Here is a 12,931-nt window from a genome sequence, read left to right on the forward strand (position 1 = left end):
CCATAACTATATTATATTTTCAGAAAAAAATAAATATATTATTTTATTTTTCTGAAAATTATTCATTTTTTCGTCATAATTTATTCATGAATCATTCACTTGTACTCTCTTCAGCATCAAAAATCCCTTCTGCATTCTGGATCACTTTACTGCATCATTGTACGGATCTAATTGCTTTTTAGAAAAATAATGATTTGTCTCCTTACTTTTCATTAACATATTTCCTTTTATAATTAAAAAATAGGTTGCTACTAGAAAATAGATCAGCCCTAATATCCAATCCAAATTTGTAGCTAGATTGTGTAAAAGAACATATCTCATATATGCATAACCAATCGGAACATGTAGTAATACAACCGCACCTAATCCCGGATTGTATATTGTTTTAGCTTTTATATTCGCAAAAATACCATGCCATATGAATTGAAAAAACCCCATTAAAATAGGTGCCATCCCAAGCCATATTATATTTTGAAAGAAAACCGGAAGTAAATAAAAAACATACGCAATCAAAATATTTATTACCATAGCAGATTGCGTATTTAATGGATAGCGATCTGGTATATCACTTTTAAATATAACTACATTAAACAGACCAGCGAAATAACCTGGCCAACGATACTCTTCAAATTGATGCACTAAAATGGCTACAAAACTTAACGCTAACAGTACTTTTATTTCACTTATTTCTCCCAAATTCGCGACTAAACAAACAACGACAACAATAGCCACAACTAACCCTATATCATACCAATGCTTTCTAAAGAAACTAACCATCTCTATCACCCACTATCTCAATTTTTATAAAAATAGCGTTCAAATAGGAAATCAATCTGTTTTTCTATAGGCAGTACTCTTATATCTGCTCCTGATTCAAGAATTGGCATCATTAATGCTGGAAGAAAAATGGATCCAAATATTTGCACTGTCATCATCATTAAAATTTCCTGATCCGCTTCATTTGTTATTTCGCTCAAAATATTCTTCACTTTACTAAAACCTAGCCTCTTCAAAAAATCTCCATATTCGTATTGAGATGTAAATACCGTAGTTCCCATTGCAATAATCTTCCTGACTAACTCAGGATATTGCCGAATTACTAGTACATAATCAAATAAAAATATTTTTAATCTTTCTTTCGCTGGTACTGTAATATCATCTAAAATAGAAAAAGTGCCTTGGAAGCTAATTAACAAAACTTTAATCGCCTCACTAATCAACTTTTCTTTTGAACCAAAATGGTAATTTACAAGCGCAATATTTACATCTGACAATGATGCAATTTTCCTTATCGTTACCCTTTCAAAACCTTCGTTTTTAATTAACTCCAAGGTTGTATTTAAAATCTTTTCTTTCGTTGATATGTTTTCATTTCCCCCCAACTTATCTCCCCCTCTAGAATTTATCGATTAAACAATGATTTAAACACTGTTTAACTTTATGGTATCACTTTCCAATTTGAAAAATCAATTTAATCCTTTCGACATTTACCTACATTTCTTTTCATTCATCCCATACAAAAAACGTGAAAATGCTAAACTGTTCACGTTTTTTGTATGGATGCTGTTATATACCCTCTCCTGCTTTATATCCCACACATAAAATAAATTTCTAAAAATAATTTAAAACTATCCATATACCAATAGGTAAAGAAAAATATATTGTAACTTCCCCTGAAAAAAGCTAAAATAAGAATAAGAATTTTCTGAATATTCTAAGAGTAGGTGATTGTATGTCCTTATTGCGCTCACATATATGTAAATTTATAGCCGGTGTTTTGATTATTTTTGTCATAAGTCCCCTTCCAGCATTATTCATTACACATAATTACTCCTACTTAACTGGATTTGTAAGCATTTTTCATAATTTAGCACAGCCTTCTTCCATTTCAATTCCAACAATTGATTGGATGCATGAGCCTATCCTTTTCTCAGCAAATCAGCTTGTACATACACAAAATATACTACATATCTCTAACCATTCGTCACCACTGTTCCCCTACATATGGGAAATATATTTTTTATCAATCGTTCGTTTCACATTCACTCTTGTAATCGGTTTCTTTATAAGTCTAGGAATTGGCCATCTATTTTTAAAAGCACCAAAATCATTAAAAAAGTGTAGTTCTTTATTTCGCTGGATACCGTATTCTTTTGGCACTGTGATATTACAATGTTCAGTCCTATTATCACTTCTCTACATATCTAAATTCATAAAGTTTCCTTTCTTCTCTTCTTTTATCATCGTATGTAGCACTTCGATGATAATCGTTATGCAAGCAATTAAAAAATGGCTACCGTTCTTAAATACTACTAATGAATACGAAATAAAAAATTCATCTTTCCTTGTTGATACGTTATTTATTGCGCTTACTTCCAATCATAAATCTATTTTGAGTTCCATTATTCTTTCATTCGTTTTTATGGAATGTATTTTTCATACAAACGGACTATTACAATTTATCGTCCAATTTGGTAGAAATGCACCTATAGTTGTCACAATTGGTTTATTACTACTTTATATTCCATATAGCATCTTATCGTTTCTCCAAGCTTTATGGACAACAAACCACTCTAAACAAAACACGTATACTTTAACTAGAAGTATTTCGAAACCATAACATAGAATAACCGTCTACTTAAATTAAAAGTAGACGGTTATTCCTATTATATAGAGGACAAAATAACAGCAAATTAAAAAACTACTATAGAAACCTACCATTATTTACCCATTTTCTTTGACTAATCTTTTCATTTGGATTTATTATAAAAGTATAACATAATTACAGGAGGTGACATCTTTATTCCAAATTAGGAATAAAGAACACACTTGGACATATTAAATATTTTTCTCATCTTTATACTTATCCTTATTTCTGGTTTTTTCGTTGCTTCAGAATTCGCTGTCGTAAAAGTACGAAAAAGTCGAATTGACCAGCTTGCTAATGAAGGTAATAAACAAGCATTAGCTGCAAGAAGCGTTTTATCTAACTTAGACGTTTATTTATCCGCTTGTCAGCTTGGCATTACTATCACCTCTTTAGGACTTGGTTGGCTTGGTGAACCAACTGTGGAACATTTACTGCGACCACTATTTGAAAAAATCAATATTACTGGAACAATGGCTAACACGTTATCCTTTATTATTGCTTTTAGTGTGATTACTTTTTTCCATGTTGTATTAGGCGAGTTAGTTCCTAAGTCTTTCGCAATCCAAAAAGCTGAAGCAATCACATTAAAATTTGCAAAACCACTTATTTTATTTGATAAAATTATGTATCCGTTCATTTGGCTTCTCAATAGTGCAGCTATATTTTTCACAAAATTACTCGGTTTAGAGCCTGCGAAAGAAAATGAACTTGCCCATTCCGAAGAAGAACTACGACTCATTTTAGGTGAAAGCTATAAAAGCGGCGAAATTAATCAAACCGAATATAAATATGTAAATAATATTTTTGAATTTGATGATCGTGTTGCTAAAGAAATTATGGTACCTAGAACTGAAATGGTTTGTTTATCTACTGAAAATACGTTAGAAGAAAATATGAAAATCGTTGCAACTGAAAAGTATACACGTTATCCTATTATTGAAAAGGATAAAGATGATATTATCGGAATGATAAATACGAAAGAGATTTTTCATAATCAAACAAAAGGCATTTACAAACCACTTGATGCCTACATACATCCTGTTTTAACTGTATTTGAAACAGTTCCCATTCGTAAAACGTTAATACACCTCCAAAAGAACCGCGTACAAATGGCGATTGTTATGGATGAATACGGCGGAACTGCTGGCCTTTTAACGATGGAGGATATTCTTGAAGAAATTATCGGAGAAATTCAAGATGAATTTGACGCAGACGAATCACCAATGATTGAAAAGCGTACTCCTAGGCTTACTGTTTTAGATGGGAAAGTACTCATTTCTGAAGTAAATGATATGTTTGGCCTACATATCGATGAAAGTGATTTAGATACAATTGGTGGTTGGCTTCTCTCTCAATCAATTGATTTAAATATTGAGGCTGGCTATTCAGTTGAATATGATGGTTTTCAATTTAAAGCATTAGAACTTGATGGGCATCAAATTAAAAAGATTGCTGTACATAAATTAGATACTACAAAGGAGCTATAAAGTGACTGTTTTACTAACAATTTGTATCATTGCTTGTTTCATTGTTTCATTTCTTGCCTTTATATACCCCATTATCCCTGGCATCCTTGCCGTATGGGCTGGCTATTTCATTTATCATTTTGGAATAAACGGCGGAGAGTTAACGACATCTTTTTGGATTATTCAAGTCATTTTTACACTCTTCATTTTCGTTGCTGACTTTATTGCAAATGGATACTTCCTAAAAAAATACGGAAGTACAAAATCGGGCGAACGTGTTGGTATGGTTTCTATCATTGTCGGATCGTTCTTCTTCCCACCATTCGGGCTTATTATCATACCGTTCTTATCTGTATTTATTACGGAACTTATGCATAAAAAGGCGCCAAAAGACGCCCTTTTAGTCGGAATTGCAACTGTTGTCGGTTTTTTAAGTAGTACAGTAGCCAAAGCCATTCTCCAAATCATTATGATTATCATCTTTGTATGCTATATCATTTTTTAGCCATCCCTATTTTGGGATGGTTTTTTAATATGAAATACCTACTCGGCTTTTCTCGTATAAGCTTTTATTACGTAAACTCCATGTAAACTGAGCTGTATCACCAACTGTGATTTTCGATCCATCTGTTGGCAACATATCTTGTTCAGTTCGATATACACCGGTTACATCACCATCTATTAAATGCGTCGGACAAACAACAGTCCAACATAGTTTACTATTATTCAGCGCTTCATAAGCAGCTAAATGATCTTCCGCAGCTGTTGTCATTTTTCTTTTCGATTCTTTTGATCGGAAACGATATATACTTGGGTTTGTTCGTGCTTGTAAAATACCAGCAGTTCCTATTGTAACAATTTTCTTTATGCCCTCTTCTTCCATTTGCTTTATAATAATCGGTACACTCTTCTCTAACGTCCCATTCCGATCAGTTCCAAGAGCACTAATTACAATATCACATCCTTTAATCGCTTCCTTTATATCATCTCCGCTTAATACATTTCCCTTAATAACTTGCAACCTTTCATGCTCTGTTTCCACTCTACTCAAATCACGAACTAATACCGTTACTTCATATGAATCTTGTAATGCCAATTTCATAATGTGTGATCCTACTCTACCTGTCGCTCCTAATATGCATACTTTCATATATTATCCCCTCTTCAGTTCTTTCTCTCTATTTTTCCCTAATACATACAAATATACAACAAAAAAGCTTCCTCGTTTATGTGAGGAAGCTCTATTATTTATTTCTTTTCTTTCGAATCAGAAGATTTTTCTGTTCCACTTGTTTCTTTATCTTTCTTTTCATCTTGCTGCGAAGTTGTGTCATCCTCTTTCTTTTTATCCTCATCTTTACTACAACCTACCATTAATAAAGAACTTGCAAGTGCCATAGCAGTTAATGACTTAACCCATTTGTTCATTTGCGTTTCCTCCCTTTGATAGAATATGTACAATCCCATATTACTCTTTTTTTTTAAAGGGAAGATTTAAAAACAGTAAAGATATTGTAAACTTTTGTAAATATTCCGATAACACAACTGGTTTTTCTCAATTCTTCTAATTGAGCCTTTCATTAGACATAAAAAAACTAAGACGCCTTTCATTCCGTCTTAGTTTTTCACGCAAACTTCTCACTTTCACTTTCATTTTCATATAAATGTTTAATTTTATATTCCTTCTTCACAACATATTGCCAAACACTATAAGCATAACGATTCATTTTCACAAAACAATTTTCCAAGAAAGAACGAAACTCTGGGTTCGCAACTTCCACTGCAACTTGAGCAAACTTTAATGCTAATCGTTTCAAATGTGAAATATAACAAATAGCAATCCCAATATCCCCTGTACACTCATTATCTGTTTCCCTATCCATTTCAGTAAATTCCGGCCACATTTGTTTACAAGTTATATGTTGTATATTTTCTCCTTCTTGAAAATTCACTTGTTCATTATATGCTTGTAACATATACGGCAAATGATGCTGTAATATATCCTTTAATTCTTCATCTCGAACCTTGCTCGTGTATTCTCCAACTTTATATATAAGTGTGTAACTATATGTCATCAATTCTTTCATACAATCCATTAAAGCGCCTCCCTTCCTATTTCATCTCTATACTATAAATATGATGCGATAACATTTGATATTCTTGCTAGAAACCAATCCCATCTACTAATTTTCTCAAAATCTTCTTCAGAAAATCGTTTTGATTTATGAAAGTCTTCTTTTAATCGATTCCATACGTCAGCAACGACTGTCTTATCATATATGAAACAGTTAGATTCGTTATTTAAGTAAAAACTTCTATTATCAAAATTTGCTGTACCAATATCAACCATTTCCTCATCGATGATTGTTACTTTCCCATGAAAAAATCCATTTCGATATTGATAAATCTCCGCTCCAGCATCTAACATGTCTTTCAAATAAGGATAGGCAGCCTGTTTTAGCAATACTGCATCACTTTTAAATGGGACGAGGATTTTTACATGGACACCACGATTTAATGCATCTTTCAGCCCCTTCACCATTTCTTTACTCGGTACAAAATATGGTGTAGCGATAATTAAAGAATGTTTTGCCTTCTTTAAAAACGCTCCATACTCCTTCCATAAACCTTTTCCATTCGAAAATACGTATTGATATTTTACATTTCCTTGTACAGGTAACTCTTGGTGTATAGGAAACTTTTCTCCCGTATCTTCTTGCCAGTCTTCCGCAAACTTCCGTTCCATATCAGTAGCTCCATTCCCTTCGATGCGTACATGATAATCACGCCACGGACCAAATTTAGGATCCTGTCCAAGATATTCCTTTCCGATATTGAAGCCACCAATGTAAGAAACTTTCCCATCTATAGTAACAATGCGTCTATGATTACGTTGATGCAAAGAATAAAATAAGTTTTTAAATTTAGGTTTTTTACTAAATGTAAACTTCACGCCTTTTTCTTTTAATTGATTAATTATCTTTTTCTTAAGCTTATATCCGCCAATGCGGTCTACTGACAATTTCACATCTACTCCGCTAGATGCTTTTTTCTCTAATAACTGTAAGAACTTTTGGCTTACTTCATCTTTTCCTACAATATAAAAATGAATATACACATTCTTTTCTGCACGATTTATATCCTCAAATAAACTTTTATATAACTCATCACCGTTCGTATATACTTGAAAATCCCCTGATCGGATTTTTTCTAATTCATATCCACTAGCCATTTTCTTCCCCATTTCCACATCAACGTTCATCCATATGAATACACCTATAAAACAAATTATTACAATTAAAAAGCGCTTCATGGATACGTTCCTTTCTCTAACTACTGTTATTCCTATATCTTTCCTTTTTTAAAACATTATCATACAAAAAATATGTCATTGCATGATATACGTCCATATCAAACAGGAGCTCATCTGCATATTGTATGTTGTATCTTAAAATAAAAGGAGGAAATAACAATGGGCTTCGCACATGGTAATGGATTTGCGCTACTAGTCGTATTATTTATCCTCTTAATTATCGTCGGTGCTGCTTGCTTCTGCTAAGCAGTTATTGTAGTACGATATGGGGATGAAAAAACTATAAAAGCGGACACCTATTTTTAGGTGTCCGCTTTTCATTTCAAAAATCTCCTAACCTATTACAAAATAGTACCACTAGGAAAGTATTTTACATCAAAAAGTTAGCAGTGTAGCTACCTTCTTACTCTCTGCCTTACGAATATGGCGCTGTTCTGCACGTAACACAGCAATTCGATGCAATTCTTTCTCCTCTTCTGTCTCAGGGATAACACGCGGTACAGGAACTGGATTATTCTCCTTACTAAGCGCAACAAAAGTAACGAATGAAGTTGCTGCTACACGTTTTTTACCTGAAATTAAATCTTCTGCTACTACTTTCACAAATATCTCCATAGAAGTTCTTCCCGTCCAAATTACGAAAGATTCATAACTAACACAATCTGAAGAACGTACTGGATGTAAGAAATCTACCCAATCCATAGACGCTGTGACACATTCCATTCTCGAGTGTCTCGTTGCTGAAATTGAAGCAACCATATCCATCTCCGCCAATATCTTTCCACCAAATAGCGTGTTATGATCATTTAAATCCGTTGGAAATACTCGACTCGTTTTAAACACCCTTGATTCATTAGCTGTTTTACCCTTTACTTCAGTCATTGTTATCACCCCTTTAATTATTTATCCCTAATATCCCAATATACACTACACCTCATGAACTACACGTTTAATATTAACAATTTTTAGAACTTTTAGTCCATAAAAAAGAACCGATTTTATCAATCGGCTCCTCTAAATACATATTGTTCTTTCGGCTGTTCAACTTTATTCCATTTCGTTACTTCTAACACTGGAATATTCGCATGAAACGGCTGATAAAATTCAGTTGAAATTTCTCCCTCTATCTGAATCCAATCATCATTTTTCCACTCTACACCTTCTGGTTTTTTAACTAACATACCATATACACCCGAATCGGCAACACAATGTATAATGCCGAAACGGAATAAGAAATATTGTTCCTTTTTAGAAGAATCATCTCGGAAAACAAATCCTTTATAAGACAGGGTTTTACCAGTAAATTCACCAGGATAATTATAAATTGTCTCCATACCCTTTAAGAAATCTTCATCTTTTAAAGTGATATTGTCTTTCGTTACAAACTCTTTCTTCCCTTTTTCCATTACACCACGGTATCCTTCTTTCCCGTAATAAATGCTCGTGTCAGGTCTTAGAAATTGCCTTGTCATAAATGGATCTTTACTTTCTGCTTGCGCTACTGGAAAATGGAATCCCTTCGCCTTAACAATATCGGAATCTAATGTTGCAATTGGGAAAAACAATCCTGTAATGATTGGAAAACAGAATAACGTGTAAGAAAACACTTTTTTCCACCATGTATTCTCATCTTTCGAATGATCATGCCCACAATGACTATGATCACAACTACAATCATGTTTCTCTTTTTCCTTTTGGTGCTCTTTTTGGAAAACGATAATAATTTGTACAATCGTTAAGAAACCTAAAATAATAGCAGCAGTTTTTGATAAATAGGCGTACTTCATATTTATATACTTCGTAATGTTACCGGAAATATGAAGCTGTCCAATTAAAATTGTAAAGCCTAATAATATATATGCTCGAAACATAACCTACCACCCCATCGCATAAATGAGTAGTGAGCTTGCATAAACAACAAGGGTAACTGTAACCGTCACAACAATTACAAATTTTGTTTTAAATGTCGCAAGCATCATAAACATATTTTTAATATCCACCATCGGTCCATATACGAGAAACGCGACAAGTGACGCTGTTGAAAATGTACTTTGGAACGAAGAAGCAATAAATGCATCCGCCTCTGAACAAAGTGATAAAATGAAAGCAAGTCCCATCATTACAGCTGATGAAGAAAACGGACCTTGTCCAATAGCAAGCAATGTTGAAGTTTGTACAAACGTTTGAACTGCAGCAGCAATTAACGCTCCTAACACTAAATATTTCCCCATTGAGAAAAATTCCTCAACAGCATGTGTACATACATCCCACATTTTTGTACGTAACGGACGCTTATGGTTCACTTCTGGGAAGTGATCATCTCTTAATTGATGTTCTTTAAACATAAATGATAATATAATTCCAACGATAATTGCTACGATAATCGCTACAATAGAACGATACCATACCATGTGCATACTACTTCCAAAAGCAACATATGTTGCAAATAATACAACTGGATTAATAATCGGTCCAGTTAACATAAATGCAATTCCTGCATAGGGTGGAACCCCTTTTCCGATTAATCGTCTTACAATCGGAACAATTCCACATTCACATCCAGGAAACATCATACCTAAAAAAGTAGCTAATAAAACAGACAGAAATCGGTTTTTAGGCATCCATTTTGCCACCATATCTTCTGTCACAAACATTTGAATGAATCCTGAAATAAATACACCAATTAGCACAAAAGGAAGTGCTTCGATTAATATTGAGATAAAGATTGTATTCATTTGCAGGAATGCTTTCGGTAATTGAAACAATTCCATGATGTATTTCCTCCAACTTTTCATTAACAATATGTAATTTTAACCCCATTTCATTATTTGAACAAGAGTTATATGGAATTCATAACCTTCATACACATTACATTTCACAAGTTATATTCTGTTCCAAAATTGAGATTTCATAGCAAAAAAAGCTGCGCTAGCACAGTTTTATAACTATGCTAGCGCAGCTTTCCTATCATTAAAAGTAACGTTTCTTCCAAAAAACAAATGCTAAAGTGAAAGATAATGTTACACATATTATAAGTACAATTACAAAACCATGTGCTTCCCCTTCAAACGGAACCTTTACATTCATTCCAAAGAAACTAGAAACCATCGTTGGTAATGATAAAATGATTGTAATAGAAGTCAACAGTTTCATAACACTATTTAAATTGTTAGAAATAACCGAACTAAATGTATTCATCATTCCACTTAAAATGTGACTATATATTTCCGCCATTTCAATAGCCTGCTTATTTTCAATTAATACATCTTCTAGTAAATCTTGATCGTCTTCATACATTTTCAAAAATGTACTGTTTCGCATTAATTTTTGAATTACAATTTTATTTGCCTTTAATGATGTTGTAAAATAAACTAAACTTTTTTCAAGGCCGAGCAATGTAAAAATTTCTTTATTTTTCATCGACTTATTTAATTGGTGCTCTAAATCGATTGTTTTTCTGTTAATTTGCTTTAAGTATCTTAAATAATAAGTAGAAATCGTATATAAGAGCTGAAGTGCAAAGCGCGTCTTTTTAAACGTATAAAATTCTTTAATACGTTGATTAATAAAGCGTTCAAAAATTGGATTTTCTTCTAAACAAATTGTCACAAAGCAATCTGGCATTACAATCATACCTATTGGAATCGTGTCATAAATCGAATTTCCTTCTTCATCATGTCTAACTGTTGGAATATCCACGATAATTAAAGTATTATTGTCTTCCTTTTCAATACGAGAGCGTTCTTCATCATCTAAAGGGTCTTTAATGAAATCTAAATCTACATTTAACGTTTGTACTAGATATTGAATTTCTTCTTCCGTTGGATGAAGTACATTAATCCAGCAACCCTTTTGCATTTCCTCAACCTCTTGTAGTTTTCCGTTTCGGTCTGTTAAATAAATATTTAACATACTATCACCCCGATTCTTTTTACATGTAGGAATCTACCTCTCTTACATAACAGTTTTTGAACCGCCATTCTCAGCATATGAAACATACGTTTAAATTTCAATAGAAAAATTATTTTGAAAACGTTTTTATAAGAAAAATATTCTAAACAAAGAAAAAGACAGAGTGCTCTCTGCCTTAAAAAGCTTATGTTGCCTTTATAACATATTTAGAAAGCATCCACAAGTTAAAGCCAACTGAAATCGTATAACCAGCGTATGTTGAAATAATAAAACTTACATAATCGAAATACGGAAGCAATACGATATTTAAAACTATCTTCACAATAATACCAATTACTAATCCTAGCACTGTTTTCTGTTGTTGATTAATTCCTTGTAACATCGCAGCTGTTACTGTGAAAAGCGAAAATAGTATACAGGCAGGAGCATAATACTGTAAAATAACTCTCCCCATCTCCGGATCATTTCCGGCACCAAATAAAAGAGTATATACTGGTTTTGCTAACAACATCATTCCAATCGCCGCTGGTACCGTAATACCTACTACTAATACATTCGTCCTCGTAAAATGTTTGTACAGTAACTTCACATTCCCTGCTGTATAGGCTTTTGTCATCTCAGGTACGAGAGACATACTAAAAGCAGTCGCAACGGAAACCGGGATAAGTACAACCATCTGGACAAGACCAATTATCGCATTAATCTTCTCCGCTTCTCCTTGCATATACCCTATTTGTATAAGTAGTTTATTAATTGTAAATGTATCAATCGTCTGATATAACGGAATCGCTAATCCAACTACAACGAAAGGAATAGAATATGTAAACAGTTCTCTATACAACGAAAAAAAAGTTTTCGTCGTTTGTGGTATACTGGCAATCTCTTTTTTCTTTAAATGTTTTCTCCTTCTTATATAATACGCACTTAAAACACTTAATCCACCTAGTGCTCCCATAAATGCTCCAAACGTTGAAATACCAACTGCCAACGAAACAGAAGCTTTTATAACATATAAAACGACAAAGCTTCCTATCAAAATAGTTAAGACCCGAAAAAATTGCTCTACAACTACACTGAGCGCAGAAGGTCCCATAGATTGAAAACCTTGAAAGAAACCACGTAACAAGCTCATTACAGGAACGAGTATTAACGCAAAACTTACAATTTGAATATTGTGCGTGACAGCTACCACACTATTCCCCGACTGATCATTTCCATCAATCACAAGTTTAGCTAAATGTGGTGCTAACATATATAATGCTAAACAAGAAATAACGCCCATAATGACCATAAAAACGATACCACTCTTTAGCACTCTCTTAACAGTGTGATAATCATTGAGTTGATCATATTTTGAAACCATTTTTGAAACGGCAAGTGGTAATCCCATCGTTGCAATACTAAGCATAATTGTATAAGGACGGTATGCATACGTATATAATACGTACCCACTCGTACCCACCATTGCTGTAAATGGTATAACATATATAAACCCTAACATTTTAGATATCATCGTTGCCATCGTTAAAAATATCGTTCCACGTAAAAACGGTGATCCTTTCATCACATTCCCCCGCTACGCTTTATTAT

At 33.2% G+C, this 12,931-nt stretch carries 15 protein-coding genes; 4 read left to right on the forward strand and 11 right to left on the reverse strand.

The window, feature by feature from the left end; genetic code table 11:
• Nucleotides 1–141 precede the first annotated feature (141 nt).
• Both MKX66_RS09605 and MKX66_RS09610 read right to left on the reverse strand, forming a co-directional pair.
• Nucleotides 142–786, reverse strand: coding sequence for an HXXEE domain-containing protein (locus MKX66_RS09605; protein ID WP_341086004.1), 645 nt, complete (start codon nucleotides 784–786; stop codon nucleotides 142–144).
• Nucleotides 787–794: 8 nt separating this feature from the next.
• Nucleotides 795–1,382, reverse strand: coding sequence for a TetR/AcrR family transcriptional regulator (locus MKX66_RS09610; protein ID WP_002012456.1), 588 nt, complete (start codon nucleotides 1,380–1,382; stop codon nucleotides 795–797).
• A 350-nt stretch (nucleotides 1,383–1,732) separates the two neighbouring features.
• On the opposite strand from MKX66_RS09610, the gene MKX66_RS09615 reads away from it, so the two are divergent.
• The 3 genes from MKX66_RS09615 to MKX66_RS09625 all read left to right on the forward strand — a co-directional run bounded on the left by MKX66_RS09615 (nucleotide 1,733) and on the right by MKX66_RS09625 (nucleotide 4,621).
• Complete coding sequence (locus MKX66_RS09615) at nucleotides 1,733–2,620, forward strand: hypothetical protein (protein WP_193653181.1); 888 nt, start codon at nucleotides 1,733–1,735, stop codon at nucleotides 2,618–2,620.
• A gap of 209 nt (nucleotides 2,621–2,829) precedes the next feature.
• Entirely contained in the window at nucleotides 2,830–4,137 is a 1,308-nt protein-coding gene (locus MKX66_RS09620) for a hemolysin family protein (RefSeq protein ID WP_002086044.1), read from the forward strand.
• Nucleotide 4,138: 1 nt separating this feature from the next.
• Nucleotides 4,139–4,621, forward strand: a complete 483-nt coding sequence (locus tag MKX66_RS09625) for a DUF456 domain-containing protein (protein ID WP_000217328.1) — start codon at nucleotides 4,139–4,141, stop codon at nucleotides 4,619–4,621.
• A gap of 24 nt (nucleotides 4,622–4,645) precedes the next feature.
• On the opposite strand, the gene MKX66_RS09630 is transcribed toward MKX66_RS09625, so the two are convergent.
• The 4 genes from MKX66_RS09630 to cls all read right to left on the reverse strand — a co-directional run bounded on the left by MKX66_RS09630 (nucleotide 4,646) and on the right by cls (nucleotide 7,429).
• Nucleotides 4,646–5,266: an NAD(P)-dependent oxidoreductase gene (locus MKX66_RS09630; protein ID WP_341086005.1), complete on the reverse strand. Its 621-nt coding sequence runs from the start codon at nucleotides 5,264–5,266 to the stop codon at nucleotides 4,646–4,648.
• Between the two features lie 98 nt (nucleotides 5,267–5,364).
• Entirely contained in the window at nucleotides 5,365–5,544 is a 180-nt protein-coding gene (locus tag MKX66_RS09635) for a hypothetical protein (protein WP_002086048.1), read from the reverse strand.
• Between the two features lie 197 nt (nucleotides 5,545–5,741).
• Nucleotides 5,742–6,212 carry a spore coat protein gene (locus MKX66_RS09640; protein ID WP_012260778.1) on the reverse strand — a complete coding sequence of 157 codons (471 nt, stop codon included), beginning with the start codon at nucleotides 6,210–6,212 and terminating at the stop codon, nucleotides 5,742–5,744.
• 32 nt (nucleotides 6,213–6,244) lie between these two features.
• Nucleotides 6,245–7,429 (reverse strand): cardiolipin synthase, encoded by a 1,185-nt coding sequence (cls, locus tag MKX66_RS09645; RefSeq protein ID WP_078184755.1) that lies wholly within the window; start codon nucleotides 7,427–7,429, stop codon nucleotides 6,245–6,247.
• A gap of 159 nt (nucleotides 7,430–7,588) precedes the next feature.
• Here cls and MKX66_RS09650 point away from each other — a divergent pair, with 159 nt between their 5' ends.
• Complete coding sequence (locus MKX66_RS09650) at nucleotides 7,589–7,675, forward strand: YjcZ family sporulation protein (RefSeq protein WP_000505094.1); 87 nt, start codon at nucleotides 7,589–7,591, stop codon at nucleotides 7,673–7,675.
• A 129-nt stretch (nucleotides 7,676–7,804) separates the two neighbouring features.
• Here MKX66_RS09650 and MKX66_RS09655 read toward each other — a convergent pair whose 3' ends face one another.
• From MKX66_RS09655 to MKX66_RS09675, 5 genes are all read right to left on the reverse strand, one after another.
• Complete coding sequence (locus tag MKX66_RS09655; protein ID WP_002012448.1) at nucleotides 7,805–8,311, reverse strand: acyl-CoA thioesterase; 507 nt, start codon at nucleotides 8,309–8,311, stop codon at nucleotides 7,805–7,807.
• A gap of 119 nt (nucleotides 8,312–8,430) precedes the next feature.
• Entirely contained in the window at nucleotides 8,431–9,300 is an 870-nt protein-coding gene (locus tag MKX66_RS09660) for a TIGR03943 family putative permease subunit (protein WP_002012447.1), read from the reverse strand.
• A 3-nt stretch (nucleotides 9,301–9,303) separates the two neighbouring features.
• A complete protein-coding gene (locus MKX66_RS09665; protein ID WP_000418719.1) occupies nucleotides 9,304–10,200 on the reverse strand; it encodes a permease in 897 nt (298 codons plus the stop codon).
• Between the two features lie 199 nt (nucleotides 10,201–10,399).
• Nucleotides 10,400–11,341: a magnesium transporter CorA family protein gene (locus MKX66_RS09670; protein ID WP_000932392.1), complete on the reverse strand. Its 942-nt coding sequence runs from the start codon at nucleotides 11,339–11,341 to the stop codon at nucleotides 10,400–10,402.
• A 184-nt stretch (nucleotides 11,342–11,525) separates the two neighbouring features.
• Nucleotides 11,526–12,905 (reverse strand): putative polysaccharide biosynthesis protein, encoded by a 1,380-nt coding sequence (locus MKX66_RS09675; protein WP_002086052.1) that lies wholly within the window; start codon nucleotides 12,903–12,905, stop codon nucleotides 11,526–11,528.
• Between the last annotated feature and the right edge of the window lie 26 nt (nucleotides 12,906–12,931).

Origin of the sequence: Bacillus sp. FSL R9-9530 (genome assembly GCF_038008145.1) — a bacterium.
GTDB lineage: Bacteria > Bacillota > Bacilli > Bacillales > Bacillaceae_G > Bacillus_A > Bacillus_A mycoides.

Excerpts from the sequence above, each read along its gene's own strand:
- MKX66_RS09640 (WP_012260778.1), bottom strand. The coding sequence starts at position 6,212 with ATGGATTGTATGAAAGAATTGATGACATATAGTTACACACTTATATAT.
- MKX66_RS09650 (WP_000505094.1), top strand. The coding sequence starts at position 7,589 with ATGGGCTTCGCACATGGTAATGGATTTGCGCTACTAGTCGTATTATTT.
- MKX66_RS09630 (WP_341086005.1), bottom strand. The coding sequence starts at position 5,266 with ATGAAAGTATGCATATTAGGAGCGACAGGTAGAGTAGGATCACACATT.
- MKX66_RS09660 (WP_002012447.1), bottom strand. The coding sequence starts at position 9,300 with ATGTTTCGAGCATATATATTATTAGGCTTTACAATTTTAATTGGACAG.
- MKX66_RS09615 (WP_193653181.1), top strand. The coding sequence starts at position 1,733 with ATGTCCTTATTGCGCTCACATATATGTAAATTTATAGCCGGTGTTTTG.
- MKX66_RS09670 (WP_000932392.1), bottom strand. The coding sequence starts at position 11,341 with ATGTTAAATATTTATTTAACAGACCGAAACGGAAAACTACAAGAGGTT.
- MKX66_RS09635 (WP_002086048.1), bottom strand. The coding sequence starts at position 5,544 with ATGAACAAATGGGTTAAGTCATTAACTGCTATGGCACTTGCAAGTTCT.
- MKX66_RS09665 (WP_000418719.1), bottom strand. The coding sequence starts at position 10,200 with ATGGAATTGTTTCAATTACCGAAAGCATTCCTGCAAATGAATACAATC.
- MKX66_RS09655 (WP_002012448.1), bottom strand. The coding sequence starts at position 8,311 with ATGACTGAAGTAAAGGGTAAAACAGCTAATGAATCAAGGGTGTTTAAA.
- MKX66_RS09675 (WP_002086052.1), bottom strand. The coding sequence starts at position 12,905 with ATGAAAGGATCACCGTTTTTACGTGGAACGATATTTTTAACGATGGCA.
- cls (WP_078184755.1), bottom strand. The coding sequence starts at position 7,429 with ATGAAGCGCTTTTTAATTGTAATAATTTGTTTTATAGGTGTATTCATA.